22 protein-coding genes and 1 tRNA gene are annotated in these 25,934 nt (G+C 35.6%); 5 read left to right on the forward strand and 18 right to left on the reverse strand.

The features are described 5' to 3' along the window. Positions 1-65: 65 nt before the first annotated feature. The 7 genes from HCN53_RS08445 to rseP form a co-directional block, all read right to left on the reverse strand. Positions 66-1,763, reverse strand: coding sequence for an ABC transporter ATP-binding protein (locus tag HCN53_RS08445; RefSeq protein WP_167342682.1), 1,698 nt, complete (start codon positions 1,761-1,763; stop codon positions 66-68). Then, the gene (locus tag HCN53_RS08450; RefSeq protein WP_167342683.1) at positions 1,741-2,451 is read right to left on the reverse strand and encodes a 3'-5' exonuclease; all 711 of its coding nucleotides are present in this window, start codon (positions 2,449-2,451) and stop codon (positions 1,741-1,743) included. Before HCN53_RS08450 ends, HCN53_RS08445 begins: the two co-directional genes overlap by 23 nt. A 3-nt stretch (positions 2,452-2,454) precedes the next feature. After that, complete coding sequence (locus tag HCN53_RS08455; RefSeq protein ID WP_060525056.1) at positions 2,455-4,788, reverse strand: transglycosylase domain-containing protein; 2,334 nt, start codon at positions 4,786-4,788, stop codon at positions 2,455-2,457. Then, positions 4,775-5,272 (reverse strand): gliding motility lipoprotein GldH, encoded by a 498-nt coding sequence (locus HCN53_RS08460; RefSeq protein ID WP_060523607.1) that lies wholly within the window; start codon positions 5,270-5,272, stop codon positions 4,775-4,777. The genes HCN53_RS08455 and HCN53_RS08460 overlap by 14 nt, the downstream gene beginning before the upstream one ends. Further along, the gene (locus tag HCN53_RS08465; RefSeq protein WP_167342684.1) at positions 5,272-6,657 is read right to left on the reverse strand and encodes a stage 0 sporulation family protein; all 1,386 of its coding nucleotides are present in this window, start codon (positions 6,655-6,657) and stop codon (positions 5,272-5,274) included. Before HCN53_RS08465 ends, HCN53_RS08460 begins: the two co-directional genes overlap by 1 nt. Before the next feature lie 153 nt (positions 6,658-6,810). After that, positions 6,811-6,884, reverse strand: a tRNA-Asn gene (locus tag HCN53_RS08470). Positions 6,885-7,070: 186 nt separating this feature from the next. After that, a complete protein-coding gene (rseP, locus tag HCN53_RS08475) occupies positions 7,071-8,447 on the reverse strand; it encodes an RIP metalloprotease RseP (RefSeq protein WP_167342685.1) in 1,377 nt (458 codons plus the stop codon). A gap of 210 nt (positions 8,448-8,657) precedes the next feature. On the opposite strand from rseP, the gene HCN53_RS08480 reads away from it, so the two are divergent. After that, positions 8,658-9,350, forward strand: coding sequence for an SCO family protein (locus HCN53_RS08480; protein WP_105017950.1), 693 nt, complete (start codon positions 8,658-8,660; stop codon positions 9,348-9,350). A gap of 58 nt (positions 9,351-9,408) precedes the next feature. Further along, a complete protein-coding gene (locus HCN53_RS08485) occupies positions 9,409-10,299 on the forward strand; it encodes a DUF3078 domain-containing protein (protein ID WP_042277065.1) in 891 nt (296 codons plus the stop codon). Between the two features lie 59 nt (positions 10,300-10,358). Here HCN53_RS08485 and HCN53_RS08490 read toward each other — a convergent pair whose 3' ends face one another. Both HCN53_RS08490 and HCN53_RS08495 read right to left on the reverse strand, forming a co-directional pair. Continuing rightward, positions 10,359-13,091 carry an AsmA-like C-terminal region-containing protein gene (locus tag HCN53_RS08490; protein ID WP_167342686.1) on the reverse strand — a complete coding sequence of 911 codons (2,733 nt, stop codon included), beginning with the start codon at positions 13,089-13,091 and terminating at the stop codon, positions 10,359-10,361. Beyond that, positions 13,091-13,789, reverse strand: coding sequence for a queuosine precursor transporter (locus HCN53_RS08495; RefSeq protein WP_105017947.1), 699 nt, complete (start codon positions 13,787-13,789; stop codon positions 13,091-13,093). The genes HCN53_RS08490 and HCN53_RS08495 overlap by 1 nt, the downstream gene beginning before the upstream one ends. A gap of 93 nt (positions 13,790-13,882) precedes the next feature. Between HCN53_RS08495 and folK the strand changes: the two genes are divergently transcribed. Further along, positions 13,883-14,980 (forward strand): 2-amino-4-hydroxy-6-hydroxymethyldihydropteridine diphosphokinase, encoded by a 1,098-nt coding sequence (gene folK / locus HCN53_RS08500; RefSeq protein ID WP_317168817.1) that lies wholly within the window; start codon positions 13,883-13,885, stop codon positions 14,978-14,980. On the opposite strand, the gene HCN53_RS08505 is transcribed toward folK, so the two are convergent. Continuing rightward, on the reverse strand, positions 14,970-15,509 hold the full coding sequence (locus HCN53_RS08505; protein WP_167342687.1) for an RNA methyltransferase: 540 nt from the start codon (positions 15,507-15,509) through the stop codon (positions 14,970-14,972). The two genes, folK and HCN53_RS08505, sit on opposite strands and share 11 nt — an antisense overlap. A gap of 58 nt (positions 15,510-15,567) precedes the next feature. Then, positions 15,568-16,569 (reverse strand): type IX secretion system membrane protein PorP/SprF, encoded by a 1,002-nt coding sequence (locus HCN53_RS08510; RefSeq protein WP_042277053.1) that lies wholly within the window; start codon positions 16,567-16,569, stop codon positions 15,568-15,570. Positions 16,570-16,810: 241 nt separating this feature from the next. On the opposite strand from HCN53_RS08510, the gene HCN53_RS08515 reads away from it, so the two are divergent. Both HCN53_RS08515 and HCN53_RS08520 read left to right on the forward strand, forming a co-directional pair. Next, on the forward strand, positions 16,811-17,716 hold the full coding sequence (locus tag HCN53_RS08515) for a NifU family protein (protein WP_042277051.1): 906 nt from the start codon (positions 16,811-16,813) through the stop codon (positions 17,714-17,716). A 38-nt stretch (positions 17,717-17,754) separates the two neighbouring features. Then, positions 17,755-17,955 carry a dodecin family protein gene (locus HCN53_RS08520; RefSeq protein ID WP_042277049.1) on the forward strand — a complete coding sequence of 67 codons (201 nt, stop codon included), beginning with the start codon at positions 17,755-17,757 and terminating at the stop codon, positions 17,953-17,955. Here HCN53_RS08520 and tsaB read toward each other — a convergent pair. From tsaB to HCN53_RS08555, 7 genes are read right to left on the reverse strand one after another with little or no spacing between them, the layout of a single operon-like run. Next, a complete protein-coding gene (tsaB, locus tag HCN53_RS08525) occupies positions 17,952-18,641 on the reverse strand; it encodes a tRNA (adenosine(37)-N6)-threonylcarbamoyltransferase complex dimerization subunit type 1 TsaB (protein ID WP_167342688.1) in 690 nt (229 codons plus the stop codon). The genes HCN53_RS08520 and tsaB overlap by 4 nt on opposite strands. 9 nt (positions 18,642-18,650) lie before the next feature. Next, positions 18,651-19,937, reverse strand: a complete 1,287-nt coding sequence (locus tag HCN53_RS08530) for an efflux RND transporter periplasmic adaptor subunit (RefSeq protein WP_167342689.1) — start codon at positions 19,935-19,937, stop codon at positions 18,651-18,653. 5 nt (positions 19,938-19,942) lie between these two features. Continuing rightward, on the reverse strand, positions 19,943-21,406 hold the full coding sequence (locus HCN53_RS08535; protein WP_042277044.1) for a TolC family protein: 1,464 nt from the start codon (positions 21,404-21,406) through the stop codon (positions 19,943-19,945). 48 nt (positions 21,407-21,454) lie between these two features. Next, positions 21,455-22,636: an efflux RND transporter periplasmic adaptor subunit gene (locus HCN53_RS08540; RefSeq protein ID WP_042277042.1), complete on the reverse strand. Its 1,182-nt coding sequence runs from the start codon at positions 22,634-22,636 to the stop codon at positions 21,455-21,457. 12 nt (positions 22,637-22,648) lie between these two features. Next, a complete protein-coding gene (locus tag HCN53_RS08545) occupies positions 22,649-23,908 on the reverse strand; it encodes an ABC transporter permease (RefSeq protein ID WP_060523595.1) in 1,260 nt (419 codons plus the stop codon). 1 nt (position 23,909) lies between these two features. After that, entirely contained in the window at positions 23,910-25,157 is a 1,248-nt protein-coding gene (locus HCN53_RS08550) for an ABC transporter permease (RefSeq protein WP_042277038.1), read from the reverse strand. Beyond that, complete coding sequence (locus HCN53_RS08555) at positions 25,150-25,851, reverse strand: ABC transporter ATP-binding protein (RefSeq protein WP_042277036.1); 702 nt, start codon at positions 25,849-25,851, stop codon at positions 25,150-25,152. Before HCN53_RS08555 ends, HCN53_RS08550 begins: the two co-directional genes overlap by 8 nt. Positions 25,852-25,934: the final 83 nt, after the last annotated feature.

Here is a 25,934-nt window from a genome sequence, read left to right on the forward strand (position 1 = left end):
TTTTACATTTTGATAATCTTAACTAACAAACGTAATAAGCCTAGCTTTCCCTAAAGCTGGGCTTTTTAATTTGGAATAGCTTGAATCAACTTTTTAGTGTACGCTTTTTGAGGATTTTTATACAGCTGTTCTGATTCTTGAATTTCTTCAATTTCTCCTTTATTCATGACAACTATACGGTCACAAAAATGCTTCACTACTGCCAGATCATGAGAAATGAATAAATAACTAAAACCAAATTCTTGCTTAAGTGTGTTCAATAGATTTAAAACCTGTGCCTGTACTGAAATATCTAAGGCGCTCACACTTTCATCACACACTATAAATTCTGGTCGTAAGGCTATGGTCCTAGCGATACCTATACGTTGACGTTGACCACCGCTAAATTCGTGTGGATATCGATAATAATGCTCTTCTTTAAGACCTACTTTAACCAGCAGTTCTTTAACCATTAATTCTCTCTCCTTATTAGAACTACCTATCTTGTACCAACTCATAGGTTCTAAAATGGCAGAACCTACAGTCAATCTAGGATTTAAACTAGCAAAAGGATCTTGAAAAATAATTTGCATTTGACGACGCATCTTTCTCAAAGATTTTTGAGATTGTCCTACAACCTGCGTTCCTTTATACAAAACACTACCCGAGGTAGCTTCTTTTAATCCTAGGATGATATTGCCTAGGGTGCTTTTACCACAACCACTCTCTCCTACCAATCCCAAACTTTCACCAGGAAAAATATTAAAGCTCACTCCATTGACAGCAGTGAAAGCATTAGATTTATTAAACCAGCCGTTTTTTACCTCATATACTTTTTTCAAATCCTTGATTTGAATTAAAGGTTCTTGTGTATACATGGTTTTAAGTGAGTGCTCTCTTTGTACAGCATCAACAAGTTTCTTTGAATAATTATTATCTAAAAAATCAGATATTGTAGGTAAAACCTCAACACGTTCATTAAGATCAGGTCTCGCGGCTAATAATGCCTTTGTGTATCGTTCCTTTGGCTCATTAAAGATCGATTGAACTGTACCTTTCTCAACAATGTGACCTTGATACATCACCATTACCTTATCAGCAATAGATCTTACAAGAGATAGATCATGTGAAATGAATAAAACACTCATGTTAAACTCTTGCTGTATATCCTTTAGTAATTTGATAATTTCCTTTTGAACAGTAACATCAAGAGCTGTTGTAGGTTCATCGGCTATTAATAAAATGGGATTGCAAGCAACAGCCATTGCAATCATAACGCGTTGCATTTGCCCACCACTTATTTCATGAGGATACTTATGATACAAAGACTCTGGTTGTGGCAAGTGGACTTTTTGGAATAAGGAAATTACTTTATCCTTTATTTGGGCTTTAGTAAGATCAGTGTGTTGCTTTAAAATTTCAGCTACTTGTTTCCCACATGTAATAGTAGGATTAAGTGCGCTCATAGGTTCTTGAAAAATCATGCTTATTACGCTTCCGCGAAAGCGTGACCAATCACCAGAAGAGAAATGCAAAACTTCCTTATTATTAATAACCAACTGACTAGCGGTAATTATAGAGTTCTCAACAGGCAACAAGCCCATTAAAGCTTTACTCATTACCGACTTACCACTACCCGATTCTCCAACAACTGCGACAAATTCATTAGATAATATTTCAAAAGAAACATCATGAAGAACCTGTGTAGAGTTTTTACCTGTGCTGAAGCTTACATTTAAATTTTCACAAGTGACCAGTGTATTATTTTGAGATAATTTGGTCATTCGACAAGATAGGTTGGTTACGTAATTTTAGAAATATTTGAGCTATTGCGACTACATCTTTTTCACAATAATCTGAAATACGCTTGATGTCATTTTCCTTGTAATATACATCTCGTACCTGGTCACCACTGATATCATCTTTAGGTGATGGAATACCCAAAACCCTAGTTAACAATTTAAGACTAGTAAAATGTTTATAATCCCCAAATTTCCATAACTCCATGGTGTCAAGATGAGGTACTTCCCATGGTTTCTTTCCAAATAAGTTTAGTTTTTCTGGTAAATCCATGCCTAGAATAATCATTCTCCTAGCGATATAAGGAAAGTCAAATTCCTTACCGTTATGGGCACATAATAGGTGTTGTCTAGACGAAAAATGTTCTTTTAATAATTGAGAAAACTCTATTAAAATGTCGCGCTCATCACCCACAAAACTTTTGGTTCTAAATTGTGTGTCGCTTGTATAAGCAAAATACCCTACTGATATGCATACAATTTTACCAAACTCTGCCCATATGCCAGCACGCTCATAAAATTCTTGTGGCGTAAAATCTTCTTTACGCTGGTATTTTGTTTTATCAGAATATAGCTCTTGATCTGCTTCGTCTAATTCTTCAAAACTGGCATATTGAGATACAGTTTCAATATCCAGAAACAAAATATGGTGCATGTCAATTTTATGAATCATACTTTAAATTTCTAATTCATCGCTGTCATCTTCTTCATCTAATCCTCCAGATTGTTGAGCTTTATATTCTTCACAGTCGGTTTCAATGGATAGGTTATCTGGTTTTTTGAATTTCTCTTTTGATATGTCCAGAGATTCTTCGTTATAAAGATTTTTCATGTAAAGACCCCAAATAGGTAACGCCATTGTAGCACCTTGACCGTATTTTGTAGAGTTAAAATGGACCGATCTATCCTCGCCTCCTACCCATACTCCAGTAACTAAATCAGGAACCATTCCCATAAACCAACCGTCGGAATTGTTTTGTGTTGTTCCTGTTTTACCTGCGATGTCATTCTTTAATTCATAAGGATATCCTGTGATGACGTTCTTATAAATATATTGAGATTTTCTCCAGCTGTCCTTTAATCTACTACCACTACCGTAGTTTACTACACCTCGCATGAGGTCAACGGTAACATAGGCCGTTTCCTCATTCATCACATCTTTAGAATCAGGCACATATTGGTAAAGGATTGTACCATTTTTATCTTCAACACTAGTAACGAGAACTGGCTTATTGTAAATTCCTCCATTAGCAAAAACACTATAAGCTCCTGTCATTTCAAACAAATTAACATCAGGTGTACCCAAAGCAAGAGATGGAACAGCATCCATTTTATCGGTATTAATTCCTAATTGAGAAGCCCTATCGATAACAGGTTGAGGACCTACCTCGTCAATTAATCTAGCCGATATTGTATTCTTTGATTTTGCCAAAGCTTCTTTTAAGGTAAGAATATTACCGTAATCACCACCAGAATCTTTAGGAGTCCAGTCTTTCAAGTTACCCCATTTGCCTGCTGGTATCGTATATTCACCATCTGGTAATTCTTTACATGGTGAGTAATGCAACAAGTCTACAGCAGTAGAATATAAGAAAGGTTTAAAGGTAGATCCAGCTTGTCTTTTTCCCTGTTCTACATGATCATATTTGAAATGTTTATGGTTTATTCCTCCTACCCAGGCTTTCACGTGTCCACTTTGTGGATTCATAGACATTAATCCTGCTCTTAGATATTTTTTATAGTGAACAATACTGTCTCTAGGCGTCATTAATGTATCTACTTCACCTTTCCAAGTAAAAACAGTCATGTCTGTCTTTTTCTCAAAGCTGGCGTAAATTTCCTTTTCAGATTTACCTGCAGCTTTCATAATACGCCATCTATCAGACCTGCGCATAGCAGCTTTGATTATGTTTTCAGTTTCCTTTTTGGTTAAATCTCTAAAAGGTGCAGTTTTGTTTTTGATATTTTGTTTATCAAATTCGGCCTGCAAGTTTTTCATGTGATCTTGTAAGGCTTGTTCTGCAATTTCTTGCATTCTGTAATCAATAGTAACATTTACGCGTAGCCCATCATTGTAGATATTGTAATTCTTTCCTGTATCTGGATTCACGTGATCCTTTGCCCATTCTTTCAACCAATCTCTTAGGTATTCTCTAAAGTAGGTAGCAAGACCATCATCATGCCCTTCTGGTTTAAAATCCAGGACAATAGGTTGTTCACGCAAACTATCCTTCAATTCTTCAGTCATTTTACCATTGCGCACCATTTGAAAAAATACCTGGTTACGTCTATTAAAAGACTTCTTTTTTGATATTTCTCTTTGTGGATTATATTGTCTTGGGTTTTTAAGCATTGCAACTAGTACAGCGCTTTCCTCAACCTTGAGGTCTTTTGGCTCTTTTCCAAAGTAAATACGAGCTGCCGATCGTATACCTATAGCTCCTTTAAGAAAATCAAACTGATTAAGATATTGAACTATAATTTCTTCTTTGGTGTACTGTTTTTCCAATCGAGTAGCAATAATCCACTCTCTAATTTTTTGAATTCCTCTTTCAAATTTGTTTGCTCTGGGCTCGACAGTAAAATAAAGTTTTGCCAACTGCTGGGTAATGGTACTTGCACCACCTTTACTTCCTAAATAAGCAAATGCTCTAGCTGTTCCATAGCCATCAATACCGCTGTGATCCCAAAATCGTTCGTCTTCAGTTGACACTAACGCATCAACGAGGTTTTGTGGTAATTCATCATAAGTTACAGGTGTCCTATTATTCCCTGGATTGTAAAACTTTCCCAGTGTTTTACCATCGGCAGTAATAATCTCTGTAGCCAGGTCTGTTTGAGGATTTTCTAATACCGTGTGATCAGGTAAGGCACCAAAAATTCCCCATGCTGCTAGGAGGAATAACAGTACTACCAGCCCGATACCCGTGAAAACTAGTTTCCAAAATAATTTTACGTTTTTACTTACGGCTTCTTTATCTTGAACTTTTTGTGCTTTAGTCTTTGCCATAATTTTTAGGTTTTTCAATACTGTAACCTAGGTCTACAATACCGTTTAAATTTTGTACTGGTGTTATTTCACCTGTCTTACGCATTACGTGTCTTAAGGTTAGATGGTAGGTTCCGCTTTCGCGAAAGCGTATTCCTTCTCTTAACCATAATTTGTTTTCATATAAATCACCTCGTTCTCTACCCAAATAACGACCGTAATTATCGGTCATATCAAACTCTAGGGTATCAACAAAAGTCCTACCTTGGGGAAATTTAATTTCTGAGATTAAAAAGAGGTTACTAAAAGCGTACTCGTGGTTATTTCGCAGGTTTATAAAGAGGTCATAAGTATTTGTTGTGTCTGGTGGAGACACTTTAAAAACTGGTGCCTGATTAATATTCCATTTTGCGTTTTCCAATGAAACAGTTTGCGAAGAAACTAAATAATCATCACAGCTTATAAGAACCACAAGGAGTGTGCATATATAAATTATCTTTTTCACTAATTTGAAGAGTCTTTAGGCTTGTTGTTGCTGTTACCTTTTGGACGATTGTTACGTCTTTTATTTTGAGGCTTCCCTTTAGTTCCCGTTTTTTTCTGGTTACTAGCGTTATTGTTCTGATTTGGGTTTTTGTTATTGCTGCTTTTTGCGTTTCTGTTAGTGTTAGAACGTTGTTTATTCTTGTTTCTGTTATTTTGAGTCCTTTTTTTTGCTGGTGTTTCACTAACCGCAGCTACTGTTTCTTTTTTATTAGAGGCAGGTTTTCTTCTATTTTTACGCTTGTTACGTTTTGATTTTGGCTTGTCAAACCTAGTGAGGCTGTCCTGTCCAACTACATTTTCAAAGGAAGCTTCTTCTTCTATAATCAATTCACTTGCGTACTCCTCTATACTAGAAACTTTATCTCCTGATTTATTTACAGCAACTATTTGGTGAACCTGATCAGTAGTCAATACATGCCAGTTCATCCATTCGCCTTCATAACAATACCACATTATACCTTTAAAAATATCTACCTTTTGACAAACGGCAGTTCCTTTATGAGTATATAGCTTTTGATTTTGTTTAGGAAATGAACTTAATGCATCTAGATAAGAATCTAACTCGTAATTTAAACAGCATTTTAATTTTCCACATTGACCAGCGAGTTTTTGCGGATTGAGAGAGAGGTTTTGATAACGCGCAGCACCAGTTGTAACCGATCTAAAATCGGTAAGCCACGTGCTACAACATAATTCACGACCGCAAGAACCTATACCACCTAATCTGGCGGCTTCTTGCCTAAGTCCAATCTGGCGCATTTCTATACGTGTTTTAAACTCAGATGCATATTGCTTAATAAGCTCCCTGAAATCTACACGGTCATCGGCCGTATAATAGAAAGTAGCTTTGGAACCATCTCCTTGAAACTCAATATCAGAAATTTTCATTTTAAGTTTGAGCTCGATGGCGATTTGTCGAGCTCTTACTTTCATAGGTTCTTCTCTATCGCGAGCATTTTGCCATTTCTCAACATCTCTTTCATTGGCAATGCGATAAATTTGAGGAAAAGCTTCATCTTGAAACTTTACTCGCTTCCTTTTCATTTGAACCCTAACTAGCTCTCCGGCTAGAGTTACCATTCCAATATCGTGACCATTTTGTGCTTGTGTGGCAACTAGATCACCTATCTTAAGACTTAGGTCGTTATTGTATTTAAAATATTCTTTACGACTGTTTTTAAATCGAACCTCTACATAAGGAAAACTTTCCTGTCCATCAGGAAGCTCCATGTTAGAAAGCCAATCAAAAACGGTTAACTTATTACATCCACCTGTTCCACAGGTTCCGTGATTTTTACATCCACCTGGCACGCTACCGCCAGATCCACAACTACTACAGCTCATTCACTTATCCTTATATATTGACGCCTAGCGGTTTATTACCCTAAGCGGAATCATTATTGTTTAAGGTAAAGATAGGGAAAGTTGTGAGAACTGAAATCAAATGAAAAAGGGAATAAAACAAAAAATCCCGACCATTACTGATCGGGATTTAGGCTCCTCTTCTTGGGCTCGAACCAAGGACCCTCTGATTAACAGTCAGATGCTCTAACCAACTGAGCTAAAGAGGAATGTGATATACACAAACTTAAGTTTTCTTAAGCGATGGCAAATATAAAACCTTTTTTAATTGTTGCCAAAATAATTTCTAAAAAATCAAGTAAATTTTAAGCTCTATTTAATGCAATAACATGAAATTATATGAATATCAAATGATTGCATCACTAAAAAATTTACTACCATTTTAAGTCTAGGTATTATCCCGTTATCGCACGCACCACATCGTTACCATTAGCATATAATAACAAACCTAGCAGTAACAATATCCCGATAATTTGAGCGCGTTCTAGGAATTTATCTCCAGGCTTTCTTCCTGTTACAATTTCATAAAGTAAAAAGGCAACGTGACCACCATCTAATGCAGGAATAGGAAGTATATTCATGATTGCTAATATAAATGATATCAATGCCGTTGTTCCCCAAAATTGAGTCCAATTAAAGGTGTCTGGATACATCTTTGCAATTGTACCAAATCCACCCAATTGACTTGCTCCTTTACTAGTGAATATGTATTTGAATTGAGAAACATAATCTCTCATTGTCCACCAGCCTTTGCTTATTCCTTCACTAACTGCCTCGCCAAATGAAAGTTCCTGAACTCTTGAATCAAAAATATCAGTATCTGGAAATCCTTTACGAATTCCAAGAACTTTAGGTGCCGGCACCTCAGACTCTACACCCCAAAAATTAGTTTCAGTTACTGTACCAAAACTAGTTGTACCAGATTCTGTTTCACCATCAATCTCCCAAACCACTTCGAACTCTTCATTCACCTTTGTTTTATTCAAAAGCGCATATTCATAATCTGAATCGTAATTAATTGGGTATCCCGCTATGCTTTTTATCACAGCACCTGATTTCATACCCATTTTTGCAGCAGGAGTATTATCAGCAACGGTATCTACTATAAAAGTTCTTCTAGGTAGTAAGATGGGTCTTACACCAGCTTGAAACATCTTGCTTCCCGTATCCTCTGGAATTGAAATCACCTGTTCCTTACCATCACGCAAAACTGTAACGGTTTCAACATCCCTGAACATAATATTGTGATACAAGCTAGGCGCTCTTTCTAATTCTTGATTGTCTACTAGTATAGGTAAATCACCTTGTTGAAATCCAACTTCTTCTAAGACCTTAGGATAACCAAAACCATAAGTAGCACCAGACGCAGGTTCTAATATTTTACCATTAGCGTACATCAAGCATATATAAATCACAAACCCAACGATCACATTTACAATCACACCACCTAGCATTATTATTAATCGTTGCCAGGCTGGTTTTGATCTAAATTCCCATGGTTGTGGCGGTTTTGCCATTTGTTCTTTATCCATGCTCTCATCAATCATACCAGCGATTTTTACATAACCACCTAATGGCAACCAGCCTATCCCATAAACTGTTTCTCCTATTTTTTTCTTGAATAATGAAAATTTTATATCAAAAAAAAGGTAAAACTTTTCGACACGAGTTTTGAATAATCTTGCTGGAATAAAGTGCCCTAATTCATGTAAAACGATGAGAATAGATAAACTCATCAAAAAATTGATCACAGTAACTAAAATCGGATGCATATTTTGAATTTGTTAAGGCGCAAAAATAGGACATATCAACCACAGTAGCTGTCATACAATGTGATAATTAGGATGATTTTAGAATTGCGATTTAGCACGCTTTCGCGAAAGCGTAATTACCAACCACAAATAGCACTTAAATAGTAATGTATTAGTATTCCTATGGACTAAATGTGAGGATTGGTAAGTAACTTTGCAAAAACAACTATTATGAAAGATTTTCTCGTTAAAAACAAATGGCGCATTGTCTTTTTATTTGTGTTGTGCTCACTAATTCTTGCTGCTTTTCAATATGCTCTCACTCCAGTAAAAACTCTACCGGTACTACAACCCGACGATTTTGACCCAACACTGGTGGATGACAGCAAGCTTTTCGTTAAAAAATATCATACTATCGCACCTTTTGAGCTAGTTAATCAAAACGGTGATACTATTACAGAAAAGGATTACGAAGGAAAAATCTATGTAGCAGACTTCTTTTTTACCACTTGCCCTACCATTTGTCCAGTGATGACCAAAAACATGAAGTTGGTACAAGATGAATTTAAAAACAATAAAGATGTGATGATCTTATCCCATTCTGTAACACCAGAACGAGATAGCATTCCTGTATTAAAAGAATATGCTCTCAAAAAAGGAGTGATTGATGAAAAATGGAATTTAGTTACAGGAGATCGCAAACAGATTTATGACCTAGCAAGAAAATCCTATATGGCAGTTAAACAACCTAAATATGGTGATGAATATGCCATGGTGCACACAGAGAACTTTTTACTTATTGACAAACAAGGTAGATTGCGAGGTCGCTCTTATGACGGAACAAGTATTGAGGATGTAAAACTGCTGATAGAAGACATTCATATACTTTTAAACGAATATGAACGAAAAAATGAAGTAGACTAAGTATTTTTTTCTCTCACTAGCAGATAAATGTACCTTTGCCGCATAAAAATTAAGTTTAATGAAGAAAATTTTACTTTTACTTGCGGTTCTAGGAACCTCATTTACAGCAATCGCACAAGATGACGACGCACCTAAAGAAGGATGGTCTAAAGGTGGTAACTTCCAAGCTTTATTCAACCAGAGTGCCTTTAATGCAGAATGGACTGGTGGTGGTACCTCAAACATTTCTTTAAACCTAGGTGTAAATTATGACCTTAATTATTTGAAAGGACGTACAACCTGGGATAATAAAATTATTGCAGAATACGGTATAACAAAACTGGATAATCAGGAATTTACAAGAAAAACCAACGACCGTATTGAATTAAACTCTGTTTACGGTTATAAAATTAAAGAGGAAAGCAACTGGTCTTATTCTGCTTTTTTAAACTTTTTATCTCAATGGACAACTGGATACCGATTTGGTGAGGACATTGATGGAAATGAAACTCGTACTGAATTTACTAAATTTCTATCACCAGGTTATTTATCATTTGGTCCTGGTATCTTATACAGAAAAAGCGATGACTTACAAGTAAACATCGCTCCTGCTACAGCTAGATTCATTTTTGTTGACGATGCATTTACAAGTGTTCCTGGTTATGTAGATGGTGATTATTTTGGTGTAGATGCTGGCGATTCCTCTAGATTTGAGTTTGGCGCTTCTCTTAATGGTATCTATAACTTTACTATAGCAGAAAACATAACTATGTCTAACGTTCTTGCCCTATATTCTAATTACCTAGAAAATCCTGGTAACATTGATATCAATTACAGTGCAAACGTTAACATGAAGGTAAACGAGTGGTTAAGTGCAAACTTAATTTTCCAAGCGATCTACGATGATAATGCAGTAGGAGCTTTTCAAGTACGTGAAGTATTTGGTTTAGGATTAAACTACAAGCTATAATAATAACAACAACTATTAAAAACCTCCTTTTAGAACATCTTTCTAAAAGGAGGTTTTTTTTATTTAGCCTTAATGGTATCAACTGGCTTTTTCTTGTTACGACCAAATAGATCTTTAATTAAATTACCTGCAGTCTCTTTAACCTTGTCTTTAGTATTTTGCTTTAAGGAATCGGTAGTTGTCGAAACAGGACTTGTAGTCTGTGTGCTGTCTTTAACTTGACCTTTATCTCCTTTGATAACATCCTTAATGTTATCCAGTGGATTATTGCCTTGTAAGATATCGTTGATTGCGTTATTGGCAGCTTCCTCGCCTTTATCCTTCAACTTTTGCTTTTGAATCTCAATAATTTGGTTTGTTAAATTTTTTACCGCTAGATCAAGATTTAAATCTACTGAAGGCGAGCTTATACTACCACCTAATTTTACTGGAACAGGTACGGTGATTTTATCTATTTCTTTACTTTCTAACTTTGATAATAAACTAGCTCCTTCTTTACCAAAATATTTTGCAGGAACCTCCAAGTTCAAGGTATAATCCATTGAATTGGACAAGCTGTGCTTACCACTAGCAACTACTTTAATATCTTTAATATTAAAATCAAAAGGTGCTATTTCTACCGCTCCGTTATTTAGTTTAAGTTTAGTAGTTATGTCTCTTAGATTTAAATTGTTTACATCAATAAAACCTAATTTATTATCCAGTAGATTAAGTAATTTATTTTGACTAGTATCTACGTCATCGGTTAAAAGTTGTGCAAATGCATCACCAGCTATTGTAGTCAAAACAGGAGTAAGATCATTAGACAAATCTCCTTGTATTTCAAGATCGGTGTTTAGTTTCCCCTTAAATGCATTAATTAACGGTACTAATTTTTGAAACATTTCAAATCCCTGAAACGATTGTGCGATATCGAGTTCATTCATATTTAAGGCCATCTTAAATTTAGGAGTAGCACCTTTTGTAGAAACGGTTCCGTCTAGACCGATGGTACCATTAAAAACTTTTGTTTTAAGGTCGTTTAAAAACAAAGTTTCATCTCTTACCATAGCGATTCCAGACACATCATTCAACGTGATATTATCATAAATCACGCGATTAGCATTAAAATCCAACTGAGCATCTAGAAAATCTGGTATTTTGATTGCCTCATTATTGGTAGTAGCGACACTTTTATTTTCTGTTGTAATAGTTTCTTCTTTGGAACCAGTTGTAGTACTCATGAAATCAGAAGTATCAAATTGATCAGACGATACTTTGAAGTTTCCTTTAAGCTTTTGATCTTCAAATAAAAACCCAATTAAATTATTAATTGTTCCCGATGCGTTAAGATCTGTATTACCTGTTCTAGCATTAAAACTCTCTAATTTTACACGACTATTATTCATATTAATTACAGCAGTGCTTACATCAAAGGATTGGTTAAACGCATCACCTTGATAGGTGAAATCTCTAAGTTTTGCCAGTCCTTTGGTCTGGATATTCGCATAGCGTTCATTCTCTACACTTTCCATATCAAACACCGTTGCAATGTCCAAATCTAAAATTCCATTCAATGAGGTGTTATCAGGAAAAGGTATGGCTTGTTGTAATTTCAGAAGATCAATAATACCACGAGCCTCTAGGTCCACTTTCATATTTTCCGTAAGTCTTGTAACCAGTGCTTTGGCACTTACTGTTTCACCAGCAAGATTAAAAGTTGCGCTAGGCACACTTAAATAAGTATCCTCAACCCTACCAGTAGTATTAAGTAAGGCTGCGTTAAAATTAATATTACGAACTGTTTGTGGTAAATCTGGATATTTGAATGATGCATTTTGCGACGATACTTTTATATCCATTTTAGGAATTAATTCGTCGGTAACCTCACCGTTTATAGTACCGTTGACAATAAAGTCTCCTGTTGTTGTTATGCCTTCTAAATTGCTGCGGTACTCTTGAGGAATAAGAGCAAAAAAGTTTTTAAAATCAGAACTTGGGGTTTTAAATGTAAGATCAACGAGCGTGCTATTTTCTTCTAAATCAACAAAACCGTCTAATTCCAGTGGTAAGTCATTCACCTTTGCTTCATTTTCTTTAAAAGTATAACGTTGATCATCTAGATTCATGAGCACATCGGCTACTAGTGAGACATCTTGATCATTAACATACTTTATACCATCCAACTCGTAAGTAACCTTGGCATTTGTGATGGTTTGTAAGGTAGATTCATTTAAACTAAAATCACCCGTACCTTCATGATTTAAGTCATTAAGGAGCAACACATTCTTACTCTCATCATCGATATAAGAAAAACTTGAATTATTAATTTCATAATGGTTAAGGTCAAATACAAATCCTGTGTTTTCTTGAGGTGTTTGTGTCGTTTCCGCTTTCGCGAAAGCGGAATCCCTAACAGCAATATCCCAGTTTGCGGCACCTGTTGCATTAACCTTCAACCTAGCTATAGCATCGTCAATTGTTAATTCATGTACTTCAATAGGCTCACCGACTTCATTGAATAAATCCATAACGGGTAACGACAATTTAATAGCGTCACTGTAAAACAATGTATCACCTACAAAAGGCTCTTTATTGATTACCTGGAGTTTTTTTAAGTTAAGTGAGGCATCTGGAAATGCACTGAATAAGCTTAAATCAACCTCGGCAAAGTCCACCTGAGCATTAAGGCTGTTGTTGAGTTTATCCTTGATCACTTGTGCAATTTGATCCTTCAATAGAAATGGAGCTGCTATTAACAACACCACAACCGCGAGCACAAATACTCCTACTATTTTCAATATTTTTTTCATCAATCGACTTTAATTTCTTCTCCCATTTTAAGTTTGAACATACGCTGAAAAATGCCTACACCTAAATACAACAACGGTGTATCAAATAAGGCCACTAACATTTTAAATAATACTCCTGAGATTAAAAAGGGTATAAAATTGTCCCAGGAAATTATCTCTGTTGAACATAGCAATAATAAAACTGCCAGTGTGTCAACAAATTGTGAAAAAACCGTACTTAAATTGTTACGCAGCCATAACATGCGCCCTTTAGTAAGACGTTTCCAAAAATGATATAATTGAATATCTACAAATTGAGCACACAAATAAGCCGTCATACTAGCAATAACTGCGATTGTAGTAGCTCCAAAAACTTTTGTAAAGACAACATCTTGAATAGGGCTGTCTTTTACGGCAGGAGCAGCATCGGCAATAAAGATGATAATAAGACTAAAAATACTTGCAAAAATTCCTGCTAGCACCAATTCGTTAGCCTTGCGTTTACCATAAATTTCACTTACTAAATCAGTAACCAAAAAAGTAACAGGATACGGCATTAACCCAACAGATAGCTCAAAATTGAACCATCCAAATGGATTCCAATAAAAAAACTTCTGAAAAATTAAATTTGAAACGACTAGGGAGCAAATAAATAAAGCTGCTAGAACCAGATAGATACGATTTGCTCGACGTAAATCCCTACCAGTAAGTGTTTTCATATAGGTGTAAAAGTAGTTTATGGTCGAGTAAATATTCCTTAATTTGGCGATAAAATTATAGGCATCTCAAAAATAGGCAATCATAAGGTAATCATAGCGTTAGGCACAAACCTAGGTGATAAAAAAAACCAAATAGAACGCGCTACACGACTTATTGAAACCAAAATTGGTTTAATCATTAAGGCTGGAAAAGTGTATGCAAGCCAAAGTTTTGGATTTGATGGACCTGATTTTTATAATACGGTTCTTCTAATTCACACTATTTACACACCGCAAGATGTACTTGATAAGCTTAAAAATATTGAAAGTGAAATGGGTCGATCGGTTAAGGTCACAGATCATTATGAGAGTCGCCCTATCGATCTGGATATCATTTTTTATGATAACATCCAATTCCAGTCAGAAAGGCTTGATATTCCCCATAAACATTGGCAAGAACGGAATTTTGTTGTATTACCCTTATTGGATTTCTGCAAGGAATGGGAAATAGAAAACGAAACCATTCACATAGGTAATATTGCATCTAAAATGGAGCCATTAGAACCTGTGGATGATGTTGAAATTACGCTTTCGCGAAAGCGATATCCCATTCAACGCCATAATTTCATTGCCATTGAAGGAAATATTGGATCAGGAAAAACTAGTTTAACACATAAAATAGGTGAAGATTTTACGGGAAAGGAAGTTCTTGAACGATTTGCCGATAATCCTTTCTTGCCCTTGTTTTATAAAGAGCAAGAACGTTATGCTTTTTCACTAGAAATGTCATTCCTAGCCGATCGTTATCAGCAATTACATGATGAAATAGGTCAACAGGATCTTTTTAAAGAATTCACGGTAGCCGATTACTACGTGGTAAAGTCACTTATCTTTAGTAAAATAACATTATCAGAAGAGGAATACACTTTATACAAACGACTGTTTTACATGATGTATAAAGAGCTCGTCAAACCAGAATTGTACATCTATTTGTACCAAACTGAGGAGCGTTTACTGGATAACATTAAGAAAAGAGGTCGGGAATATGAACAAGATATTCAAACTGAATATCTAATGGAAATCCAGAAAGGATATGCCGATTTTATCAAAACGCAAGACAGTTTAAAAATCAAAGTTATTGATGTAACTGAACTTGATTTTGTCAATAAGCATGAGGATTACATCACAATACTGGATCAAATCAACTCCTAAGTGAACTTACTTTATTGAAAAGGTCATAAATCACAATTCCTGCACAAACTGAAATGTTTAGACTGTGTTTTGTCCCGAATTGCTGTAACTCAATAATCGTATCGCAATAGTCTACAACTTGCTGCTGTACTCCTTTAACCTCGTTCCCAAATACAACGGCTAGTTTTTGTCCTTTCTCAGGTTTAAAATTGTACAAGCTGGTACTGTTTTCGGCTTGTTCTATAGCACACAAGTGGTATTGATTATTTTTTAGATTTTCTAGGGCTTTTAAGGTATCCTCTACATATTCCCATTCAATAGATTCTGTTGCGCCTAGAGCGGTCTTTCTAATATCCCTATGCGGTGGTTGGGCTGTTATACCACATAATATTATTTTCTCGACACGATAACAATCGGCTGTTCTAAAAACGCTTCCTATATTATTTAGACTACGTATGTTATCTAAAACAATCGTAATGGGTGTTTTGTCGCTGTTTTTATAGGCATCAACATCTAACCTATCTAGCTCTTCATTAAGTAATTTTCTCATCTTGATTTAATTAAAAAAGGCAGCTTTGCAGCTGCCTTAATAATAAAATAAAGTTGGTTTATAGGTTTACAGCAGGACAGTTACAACTCCATCTGTCTTTACGACATAAGAAATCAATTCCTAATGTAATTTGGTGAAAACCACCACTATCAAATCGTATATCTCCAAATTGGTAGCTGTAGGTATAAGCAATAGTGAAGTTATCTATTTTCGCCCCTAATATTGGAGAAAGTAAACTCAAGTTTTGTTCTTGTACACTATTACCGTCTAAATATTCTGCACCATCAAAACTTTGACGGTAAGATAAACCTAGATATAAGACACTAGTATCATTTAAATCATAATATGCCTTTGCGTTGAAATCCATGAACTGCTCAGCTGTTCTATCAGTTCTTTGATATAATACAGATGGTTCCCATTGCCACTTACTATTTCTAGGTGCAAATAAATAACCCAATGTAGCTATGTAACGTCTTTGATTTGTACTTTCAAATTCACGACTAAAAAGATCACGATTTTGGAAAAGAGCATTTTTTACTGTGAAGTGAGCATAAAATTCTTTGAAAAAATAGGAAGCTCCTATATCGATATTCCAGTAACTGTCACTGCGCAAAACGCCTGTTATAATAGGATCAAAATCAGTTAAATCAAATTCAGATTCATCTAGACGACTTTGAACCATACCAGCGTTTATACCAAAAGATAATCTATTTAAATCTTCATATCCACCACCTACTTGTAAGTGGTATGCATAAGATAAGTAAGCTCCAGTTTGTGAATGGTAACCATTACGGTCATTAAATAAAATCGCTCCTACACCACTGTTTTCTCCTACTCCAGTGTTAAATGAAAGGGTTTGTAAATTAGGTGCGTCTGATTGATCAAACCATTGCTGTCTAACGGTACCACGTACCTTTCCACAAGCCGCTGCACCAGCCATTGATGGGTGTAATAAGTAATAATTATCGGTTAAATAATCTAAGTAAACAGGTACACCTTCTTGAGCTGTCACACATTGTATTCCTAGAACAACTGCTAGTGTTAAAAGTATCTTTTTCATGCGGTAGATAATAGTCTATTTTCCTAAACGTTTGAAAATTAGATTTGTTTTAAAACAAAACTTGTTGGTTTTTTTCAAACAGGCGTAAATATATAATAAATTCTCTAGAGATAGGTTTTATTCAACAGCTAGTTCGAGTATTTCATCGAGTATCAAATTCCTATAGTCTTCTATAAAATGTTCTGATTGTTTGAACTGCTTTAAACTAAGAAACCAACTATCTTTGTTCAAAAATTTCACAATGCATAAAATTGAAATCGTACCTACTGCAAATGAGGCTATTGTAAAGTTTGAAAGCAGTCAGTTTTTAGTAAAAAACAACAGCTACGAATTTAAAAATATAGACGAGGCAAAACCATCGCCACTTGCACAACAATTGTTTTACTTACCTTTTGTAAAAACAGTATATATAGCACAAAATTTCATAGCCATTGAACGATATGATATAGTACAATGGAATGATGTACAGCAAGAGGTTGCTACTCAAATTGAAACCTACCTCAATAGCGACAAACCTTTACTAACTGAAGAATCAAAAACAAAGAAGATTCCAGTAACGGTTTACGCGGAGTCAACACCTAATCCTAATGCCATGAAATTTGTGGCAAATAAAAAGCTTGTAGTAAAACCTATTGAATTTAAATCAATAGGCGATACTCAAACCGGAAGCCTAGCTAGAAAATTATTCGAGTTTTCCTTTGTAAAGGAATTATATGTTTCTGAAAATTACATCTCCATTCTTAAACACGATATTATAGATTGGAATGAAGTAAGTAATGAGTTGCGTTCCATGATAAAAGAATCCATGGAAAATGGTCTAGAAATAGGTACTAGCAATCATGAATCAAAAGCCATTGAGAAAAGTAAAGAGCCCGAAGAAAATCAAAAAGTTTTTGAAAATTTAGATGACATCTCTCAAAAAATTGTGGAGATACTAGACGAGTACATTAAACCTGCTGTTGCTGGTGATGGTGGTAATATTGCTTTTGAAAACTACAATGAAAATACCAAAGAGGTAAGCGTTATTCTACAAGGTGCTTGTAGCGGTTGTCCGTCATCTACTATTACCTTAAAAAATGGAATTGAAACGATGCTTAAAGAGATGATTCCTGGTAAAATTGATCGTGTAGTTGCTCTTAATGGATAATTTTATTATAACTTTATAGAAATCAATTCAATAAAGTTATGGCAATTTTAAAAGTTATAGAAGTATTAGCAAACAGCGATAAGAGCTGGGAAGACGCAACTAATAATGCAGTGGAACAAGCTGCAAAAAGCGTCAACAACATTAGATCGGTTTACATCAACGAGCAAAGTGCTCAAGTTAAAGACGGAAAAGTAACCGAGTATAGAGTTAATGTAAAAATTACATTTGAAGTAATTTAACCACCTATCTTAAATTCTTTGAGATAATTTGGCTCAAAATAAGCGACATCAACGGTGTCGCTTTTTTTATACCCATCAATAGCGAGAGCACACAGTGCTGCTGCTGTCGGATTTACTTCGGTTATATATTGTTTTTCGATATTTAGAAGTTCTCTCGTTTTTTCTATACCAGTTCCTATGTAGGATATTGTTCCGCTTTCGCGAAAGCGAATAAAAGAATCATCTTCAACAACTACTGGTTGTGATTCAAGTACTCGTTTACCTGATCGGTCAAATATTGAAGCATATACTTCCATGCGACGTGCATCAAGAAAAGCGGCTGTAAATTCAGAATCGATTTTATTAATTGTAGATAATGCTTTTAGTGTATCAATAGCAATTAAAGGTACGTCTAGGGCAAAACTCAAACCTTTAGCTGCACTCACTCCAATTCTTAATCCAGTATATGATCCTGGTCCAGAGCTTACAGCAATAGCATCATAATCACCCATTGCATATCCATTCCTAGTGGTGATTTCATCTATGAAAACATGAAGCTTTTCGCCATGATTGTATGAATCACTATTGTCTTCAAGAATATCCAGCACCATAGCAGCACCATATGTATTACTAGTAGTAGCGCTGTCGCTAGCTATTGCAACTGAACAATTAGTACTACTTGTTTCAATACAAAGAATCAATGGCATAGCTGAAATTTAATCTTCTTCAGATTCCGACTCTGAAGTATCATTTGAGCGATCCTTTTTTACACGAACTAGTTTTCCCGTTTTTAATTTATCAGTAACTGCTCGATAAGGACCGGTAATGATTGTTTCTCCTATATCCAGACCATCTGTGACAACGATATTACTGTTGTCTTGGATTCCTGTCTCTACTACTCTAAGCTTGGCTTTGTTACCATTTAATACATAGACACACTCAAACTTTTTGGCATCCAAAGAAATTTCTGACCTTTTCTTTTTTTCTGTAGTATCAGTTTTAACTACTATCGAACTTATTGGCACTGCAACAATATCTTTACTTTCTCTAGTAATAATATCTACTGTTGCGGTCATACCTGGTTTAAACGGACTGTAATTTTCACTTTTACCTTCTAACAAGTCAGTGTAACTTTCTGGTAAAATTCTAACCTTAACTTTAAAATTTGTTACTTGATCTGCCGTTAATTGACCGCTTGCCGTATTTGCAATTTCAGTAACAACACCTTCAAATTCCTTCTTTAAATAAGCGTCAACCTCGACGATTGCCTTATCTCCTACTTCAATCTTAACGATATCATTTTCATTTACATCTACTTCTACCTCCATGGAAGATAAGTCGGCTACTCTTAATAATTCTGTTCCTGCCATTTGTTGTGTACCAACTACACGTTCACCTAATTCAACTGCAAGAAGTGAAATTGTACCAGACATAGGAGCATAAATACTAGTACGCTGTAAGTTGTCAGATGCTTCATTAAGAGTAGCACCTGCACTTTGAACATTATAAAACGCACTACGTTCTGATGCTTTGGCTCTTTCATAGGCAGCTGTACTGGTATCAAAATCTGCCTGAGAAATTACTCCTTTATTAAAAAGTTGCTTACTTCTGTTATAATTTGCAGTTGCCTCAGCAAGGGTTGCTTTTGCTTGTTCATATCCGGCTCTTGCATTTGCCACACCAGCTCTCGTACGACTAACACTTGATTCTAATAAATCTGGATTAATGCGCACAAGTAAGTCGCCTTTTTTAACAGCCTGACCTTCTTTAATAGGTAACTCAATGATTTCACCAGGAACTTCTGGAGAGATACTAACTTCAACCTCTGGTCTGATTTTTCCAGTAGCACTTACAGTTTCTGTGACATTCATTTTTGTCACTTCTTTGGTCTCTACCAGTAAACCTTTATCACCGCCGCCTATGGCTCCAGTCGATTTAAGACCGATTAAACCTAAAACCGCTACAACGATAATAACACCTATGATGATTAAAGTTTTTTTCATTTATCTTATAATTTTAATTCTAGAGGTTCTATCCCAAAAAACAATTCAAGCACCTTAAGTCTAAAGATATAGTCGTATTTAGCTTGATTTAATGTAATGATAGCATTGTCGTATCTCAACTTACTTTGACCAAAATCGAATGCATTTGTAAGTCCCACATCATATCTTTCTTTAGCATACTCATAAGCTAACTCTTGAGATTCCAATGCGGTTTTTGCAGCATCAAAAGCCTGACGTGATCCTTGTACATCAACGTAAGCTTGATACACACTACTTTCTAGATCCAATTTTGCTTGTTCTAATTGGTATTTAGAACGTTCAATATTAATTTGACTGCGCTCTACGTTACTACGAACACTAAAACCATTGAAAATTGGAACATTAAGTTGGAAACCATAAGCTATACCATCGTTTTGATACAATTGATCTATAAAAGGCTCTGCTCCTACTAGTACAGTTTCTAATACTGGCACTTCAGTTACCACATTTTGTCCTGTACCTTCAACAGTTCCTATGATTTGTGTTTCGGTAGGGTTATTAGGGTCGGCTATACGTTGGTCAAACGAGGCATTATTAGTATATCTAGTATCATAGCTAAAAAACGCACTTACTGTAGGCAAGTAAGCTCCTTTGGCTATTTGTAAATCTTTTTTGGCTAGTTCTAAATTCTGTTCTGCGATTCGAACCTCTGAACGATTTTCTTCAGCAGAACTGATGATTTCTGTAACTGGTTTTTCAGAAACCTCTTCATCAATTACCTCAAAATCCTCATCGGCAATATCAAAGTTCTCATAGTCCTCAATTAATAGCAATTGAGCAAGACTTACTCTACTTATAATTACAGCATTTTGCGCGTTAATAATTTGTTGTTGCTCTGTAGCATCCTGAGCTTTGATTTCTAATAAATCACCTCGTGGTAGTTGACCAGCATCTACCAATTCTTGAGTTTGCTTAATTTGATCCTTTGTAATCTCGTTTTGAGCTTTAAAGGTTTTCAAATTTGCTTTATTTGTAAGTATTTGAAGATAGTTATTCGCAACTGCAAGTGCTATGTCATCTTTCATTTTATCTAGACGATATTCACTAGCAATTTTTGAAATTTTTGCTCTTTGTAATTGTCTAAAGTTTCTAAACCCATCAAATACGTTATAACCTACATTAACTCTTCCCGTTGCAGAAAGAAATGTTGTTGTTTGAGCGTTATTGGTAACTGGGTTAAAACTTAATCCGGTATTTTCTGAAACTCCTGCACCTGCATTTAACGACGGTAAAAGATTACCCAGTGCGCTCAATTTATCGGCATCTGCTGCTTTTAAATCTAACTCACTTTGTTTGATTGAAATGTTGTTATCCAGTGCGTATTGTACACACTCTTGTAAAGTCCATTTCTTATCGGTGGATGTTGTTGATTGTGCTTGAATCGCTTTCGCGAAAGCGAAACACATAATAATTAAGAGTACTTTTTTCATAATTGGATATCTATATGTAGATCTCGAAGATGATTTGTTACAAGAATTTTATCCATTATATCCTCCACGGCCTTGTGGAGCTTTTAATGGATTCCAAACTTTTATTGCGTCGTCCTTGCTTATACCTGATTTAATTTCAACAAAAATTCCATCACTAAGTCCTAGTTCAACTTCCTTGCGCTGGAATTGTTGATCTCCTGTTTGGATTTCAACAAAAGGTTTTTTTGTCTCGTTATCGTATTGTACAAGGGCTTCCTTGATTGCAAGTACATCGGTACGTTGATCAAGGATAATACTTGCGTTTGCACTAAGTCCTGCTCGTATAAATGAATTTGTTTTGTTTTCCTCTGGAGCTTTTAGAGTTCCTTTAATCGCAAATTGAATAGCACCATTTTCTTCTACACCTTTAGGAGCTATATAGTCTAGTACTGCATCGTATTTTTGGTTATCATAGGCACCTACTGTAATCTTAAGCGGTAATCCTTCCTTGATTTTACCTACTTCACTTTCATCTACCTTACCTTCAAATATCATCTTATTAATATCTGCAATAACCGCAATGCTAGTTCCCTCGTTAAAATTATTAGCCTCAATTACTTGGTTTCCTTCTTTAACTGGAACGTCAAGTACCATTCCATCAACGGTAGATCGTATTGCTGTTTGTGCGTATTTACCCAAAGATCCTGAGGTCGTTCCTGTGCGCAGGATGTCATAATTTTGCTGTGCTCCTCTTAAATTGACTTGTTCTTGTTTATAACGTTGTAACGCATTGTTGTATGCGTTTTGTGCTAGATCAAAATCATTTGCGGCTACAACTCCTTTATCAAAAAGCTGTTTTTGCCTTTTATAAATCGACTCCTGATTATCTAGTGCAAGTTTTGCGGTTTGTACCGCGTTACGAGCTTGATCAATACTGTTCTTTGCATTTGTAAGTGAGCTCACGTTGGGAACCACTTTGATTTCTGCAATAAGATCACCTGCTTTAACAAACTCACCTGCTTCAACATGAATTTTATCAATAACACCTGAAATATTAGGCTTAATATTAACTTCTTCTTTAGGTACAATGCTACCTGTTGCGACAGTTTCTTTAACGATCGTTTTTGTTTCTGGTTGTTCTGCGGCATACTCAATCGGATCTTCTTGATCCTTTTGCCATATCCAATAAATTCCAATTAATGAGGAAATTACGATTACTAATAAAACAATTATAGTCCCTGTTCTTTTCATCTAGGTTAGTGTTTATTCTGTTCTTAAAGCGTCTACTGGTTTCATAGTGGTTGCACGACTAGCAGGAATTAGTCCTGCAAAGAGTCCTGCAACAGTAAGAAATATCAAAGCGATAATTATTACTGTTATATTTACTGTTGGATTTTTAAAATTATCTACCGGTCCATTCATATCCAGTGCATAATTCATTAACCACATAACTAATGCAGAAAATGCAATACCTGCTAATCCGGAAATTAAGGTAAGGACAAGTGATTCCTGAAGAATTTGTTTTTTAATCATCCAAGGAGTAGCTCCCAATGCACGGCGCACTCCTATTTCATTAGTTCGTTCTTTTACTACAATGAGCATGATATTACTGATACCGATTCCTCCTGAGAAAAGGACAAGTATTCCTACGAAATAACCAACAATTTTTAGAATATTAAAAAGGCCTGAGAATTGTGCAAACCTTTCTGCTAAATCAAAATTACCTACAGCTCGCATATCATCTGGATGCACTTTGTGCTGGGACCTCATTAATGCAAGTATATCTGGCTTTAATTCGGTAATACTGATATCATCATGAGCTGTCAATGTAAACCACCCAACATTGTCTGCTGTGTTGAAAGCCTTGGCAAAGGATGTAAAAGGAATAAAAATGGTATTTGCCTGTTCCTCACTATCTCCTTTTGTGTTTGGGTTATTAAACACTCCTATCACTTTAAAATTAACACCATTAATTTTTATGTACGAGCCGATAGGCTCTTCTCCCAAGTCAAATAAAGTTTTTTCTACATCTACACCGATTACCGCACTTTTCATTTTATTATCAATATCTGAGTAACTGATCCAGCGACCCTTGATAATATCCATGTATTGTTGATTAATAAATTCTGGGTAATCTCCATTTACCTGAAAGGCTCCTGTTTTTTCTTTACGAGTAACATTATTTGCTCCACGATAACCACCTAGTTGTAATCTAGGTGAAACATACTTTAATCCAGGAATGTTATTTTTTAAAGCGTCGATATCATCTGTTTTGAACTGAACACGACGACCTTTATTCATTCCTTTGTAGGCCATTGACGTACTTTGACCCCACATAAACATGGTGTTTGTAGCTTGATTTGCAAAATCAACGGCTACACCTGTACGCAAACCGTTAGTTAAAGCTAATAACAACACCAGTATTGTTATTCCCCAAAAAACCCCAAATGCGGTTAGAAAGGTCCTAAATCTATTTGCGTTAAGCGCTTCTAATATTTCGTTCCAACGATCTCTATTAAACATACTATTCGTCTCTTAATGCCTCAATTGGTTTAATATTAGCTGCTCTTCTAGCAGGTATAAAGCCGGCTAGTGCTCCTGCCACAACAAGAATGAAAACCGTAGTCATAACAGTAGTAAAGTCTACCGTTGGATTGTGTATGAAATCCATTTCTACATATGGAGCAAAAATTTGTAGTAATCCTACACCTGCAAACAAACCTAATAGTCCTGCAATTAATGTTATAAAGATAGCCTCTTGGAGCACCATAAATATAATTTCTGAAGGCAGAGCTCCTAAAGCTTTACGTATTCCTATTTCCTTGGTACGTTCACGCACGATAATGATCATAATATTTCCTACACCTACTACACCTGCTATTATTGTACCTATACCAATAAACCAGAAAACAAATCTTATTGTATCGATCAATCCGAATATTTTCTTTGCTTCTTCTAATGTGTCGTCAACTCTTACCGCTATACGATCATCTGGAGCTACAATAAATTTGGTTCTTAAATCATTGTCTATTGCTTGAGCTAGCATTGCACTGCGTTCCACAGTTTCATCAAAAGTTGCAGCTGGCTCAACCGTTATTGCAATTCGATTTACATTATCTCCTGCGTTAAATACTTGTTGTGCACTAGATATAGGAATAAATGCTCTAGATTCTTCACGAGTTCCTCCAGGATCCGTATAAACTCCTATAACTTTATAGTTAATGTTGTTATTAAGGAGGATTGTTTTACCAATAGGATCTTCCTGCTTAAATAGATCTTCTTTAATTTGATAACCGATAACAGCTACCTTTCGGTTTTCATCAACATCTTGCTGACTGATGAATCGACCTGAAACTAATGTTTGATTTTCTATGTATTGTTGGTCTGCCTCGGCTCCTTCAATACGGTAATTACCTTGCTGCTGCTTGTAGTTTATTTGTCCACCCCAATTTGAGTATAAAGGCGTTTTATACTCAATATAATCTTCATACTTCTCAGTAAGGTTATTGTAATCACCATTGCGCAATTGTAATCGCCTTCCAGGATTTAATCCTTTATATCCTTTTGAAGTTACCCTTGTGGAAACCTGAATACGATTAGTAGCGTCTTGTTCAAATTGTTTGCGAACTCCATTTTGAATTCCAGAGGAAAATCCAAGAAGAATTACCAATATGAAGATTCCTGATGCCACCGACATACTGGTTAAAATAGTACGTAATTTATTTTTGCTTATTGCTTCAAATATTTCCTGCCATCTTTCTACATTAAACATGTTGGATAGCTTTTACTTGTTCTACTTTACGATCGTCAATGATTAAACCATCTTTTAAATTCACCACACGCTTTGTCATTTCGGCAATATCGGGTTCGTGTGTTACAATAAGAATGGTACGACCTTCATCATTAATTCCTTGAATAAGATCCATCACTTCGTATGAAGTCTTGGTATCTAGAGCTCCTGTTGGCTCATCGGCAAGTAGCACCTTTGGATCACTGGCTAGCGCTCTAGCGATTGCGACACGCTGCTTTTGACCTCCAGAAAGCTGATTAGGTAAGTGTGTTGCCCAATTTGCCAGACCTACTTTATCTAGATAATGAAGCGCTTTTTCTTCACGTTCTTTTCTATTTACTCCTTGGTAATAAAGTGGCAAGGCTACGTTATCAATTGCTGTTTTGTAATTGATCAGGTTAAAAGACTGAAAAATGAACCCCAAAAACTTATTTCGATACTGGGCAGCAATTTTTTCATTGAGATTTTTAATAGGAACACCATCAAGAACGTAGCTACCTTCATCTGCCTCGTCTAACATTCCTAGAATGTTAAGCAATGTACTTTTACCAGAACCTGAGGAACCCATGATTGAAACCAGTTCTCCTTCTTTAACACTGAAGTCTATACCCTTAAGTACATGAAGAGAATTGTTACCTGTACGGTAACTTTTGTGTAGGCCTTTAATTTCAATCATTATAATGGTTGTTACTCTGTTTCTTTAAAGAAACATATTAACTAGACCTCAAATTTCCGCAGATGTTACAGTGACAGAACCTA

Source organism: Nonlabens sp. SY33080 (genome assembly GCF_011784885.1).
GTDB classification, from domain to species: domain Bacteria; phylum Bacteroidota; class Bacteroidia; order Flavobacteriales; family Flavobacteriaceae; genus Nonlabens; species Nonlabens tegetincola.

Excerpts from the sequence above, each read along its gene's own strand:
- HCN53_RS08450 (WP_167342683.1), bottom strand. The coding sequence starts at position 2,451 with ATGATTCATAAAATTGACATGCACCATATTTTGTTTCTGGATATTGAA.
- HCN53_RS08485 (WP_042277065.1), top strand. The coding sequence starts at position 9,409 with ATGAAGAAAATTTTACTTTTACTTGCGGTTCTAGGAACCTCATTTACA.
- HCN53_RS08550 (WP_042277038.1), bottom strand. The coding sequence starts at position 25,157 with ATGTTTAATGTAGAAAGATGGCAGGAAATATTTGAAGCAATAAGCAAA.
- HCN53_RS08530 (WP_167342689.1), bottom strand. The coding sequence starts at position 19,937 with ATGAAAAAAACTTTAATCATCATAGGTGTTATTATCGTTGTAGCGGTT.
- HCN53_RS08445 (WP_167342682.1), bottom strand. The coding sequence starts at position 1,763 with ATGACCAAATTATCTCAAAATAATACACTGGTCACTTGTGAAAATTTA.
- HCN53_RS08490 (WP_167342686.1), bottom strand. The coding sequence starts at position 13,091 with ATGAAAAAAATATTGAAAATAGTAGGAGTATTTGTGCTCGCGGTTGTG.
- tsaB (WP_167342688.1), bottom strand. The coding sequence starts at position 18,641 with ATGCCATTGATTCTTTGTATTGAAACAAGTAGTACTAATTGTTCAGTT.
- HCN53_RS08465 (WP_167342684.1), bottom strand. The coding sequence starts at position 6,657 with ATGAGCTGTAGTAGTTGTGGATCTGGCGGTAGCGTGCCAGGTGGATGT.
- HCN53_RS08505 (WP_167342687.1), bottom strand. The coding sequence starts at position 15,509 with ATGAGAAAATTACTTAATGAAGAGCTAGATAGGTTAGATGTTGATGCC.
- HCN53_RS08545 (WP_060523595.1), bottom strand. The coding sequence starts at position 23,908 with ATGTTTAATAGAGATCGTTGGAACGAAATATTAGAAGCGCTTAACGCA.
- HCN53_RS08455 (WP_060525056.1), bottom strand. The coding sequence starts at position 4,788 with ATGGCAAAGACTAAAGCACAAAAAGTTCAAGATAAAGAAGCCGTAAGT.
- HCN53_RS08555 (WP_042277036.1), bottom strand. The coding sequence starts at position 25,851 with ATGATTGAAATTAAAGGCCTACACAAAAGTTACCGTACAGGTAACAAT.
- HCN53_RS08480 (WP_105017950.1), top strand. The coding sequence starts at position 8,658 with ATGAAAGATTTTCTCGTTAAAAACAAATGGCGCATTGTCTTTTTATTT.
- HCN53_RS08510 (WP_042277053.1), bottom strand. The coding sequence starts at position 16,569 with ATGAAAAAGATACTTTTAACACTAGCAGTTGTTCTAGGAATACAATGT.
- HCN53_RS08535 (WP_042277044.1), bottom strand. The coding sequence starts at position 21,406 with ATGAAAAAAGTACTCTTAATTATTATGTGTTTCGCTTTCGCGAAAGCG.
- HCN53_RS08520 (WP_042277049.1), top strand. The coding sequence starts at position 17,755 with ATGGCAATTTTAAAAGTTATAGAAGTATTAGCAAACAGCGATAAGAGC.
- HCN53_RS08495 (WP_105017947.1), bottom strand. The coding sequence starts at position 13,789 with ATGAAAACACTTACTGGTAGGGATTTACGTCGAGCAAATCGTATCTAT.
- HCN53_RS08515 (WP_042277051.1), top strand. The coding sequence starts at position 16,811 with ATGCATAAAATTGAAATCGTACCTACTGCAAATGAGGCTATTGTAAAG.
- rseP (WP_167342685.1), bottom strand. The coding sequence starts at position 8,447 with ATGCATCCGATTTTAGTTACTGTGATCAATTTTTTGATGAGTTTATCT.
- HCN53_RS08540 (WP_042277042.1), bottom strand. The coding sequence starts at position 22,636 with ATGAAAAGAACAGGGACTATAATTGTTTTATTAGTAATCGTAATTTCC.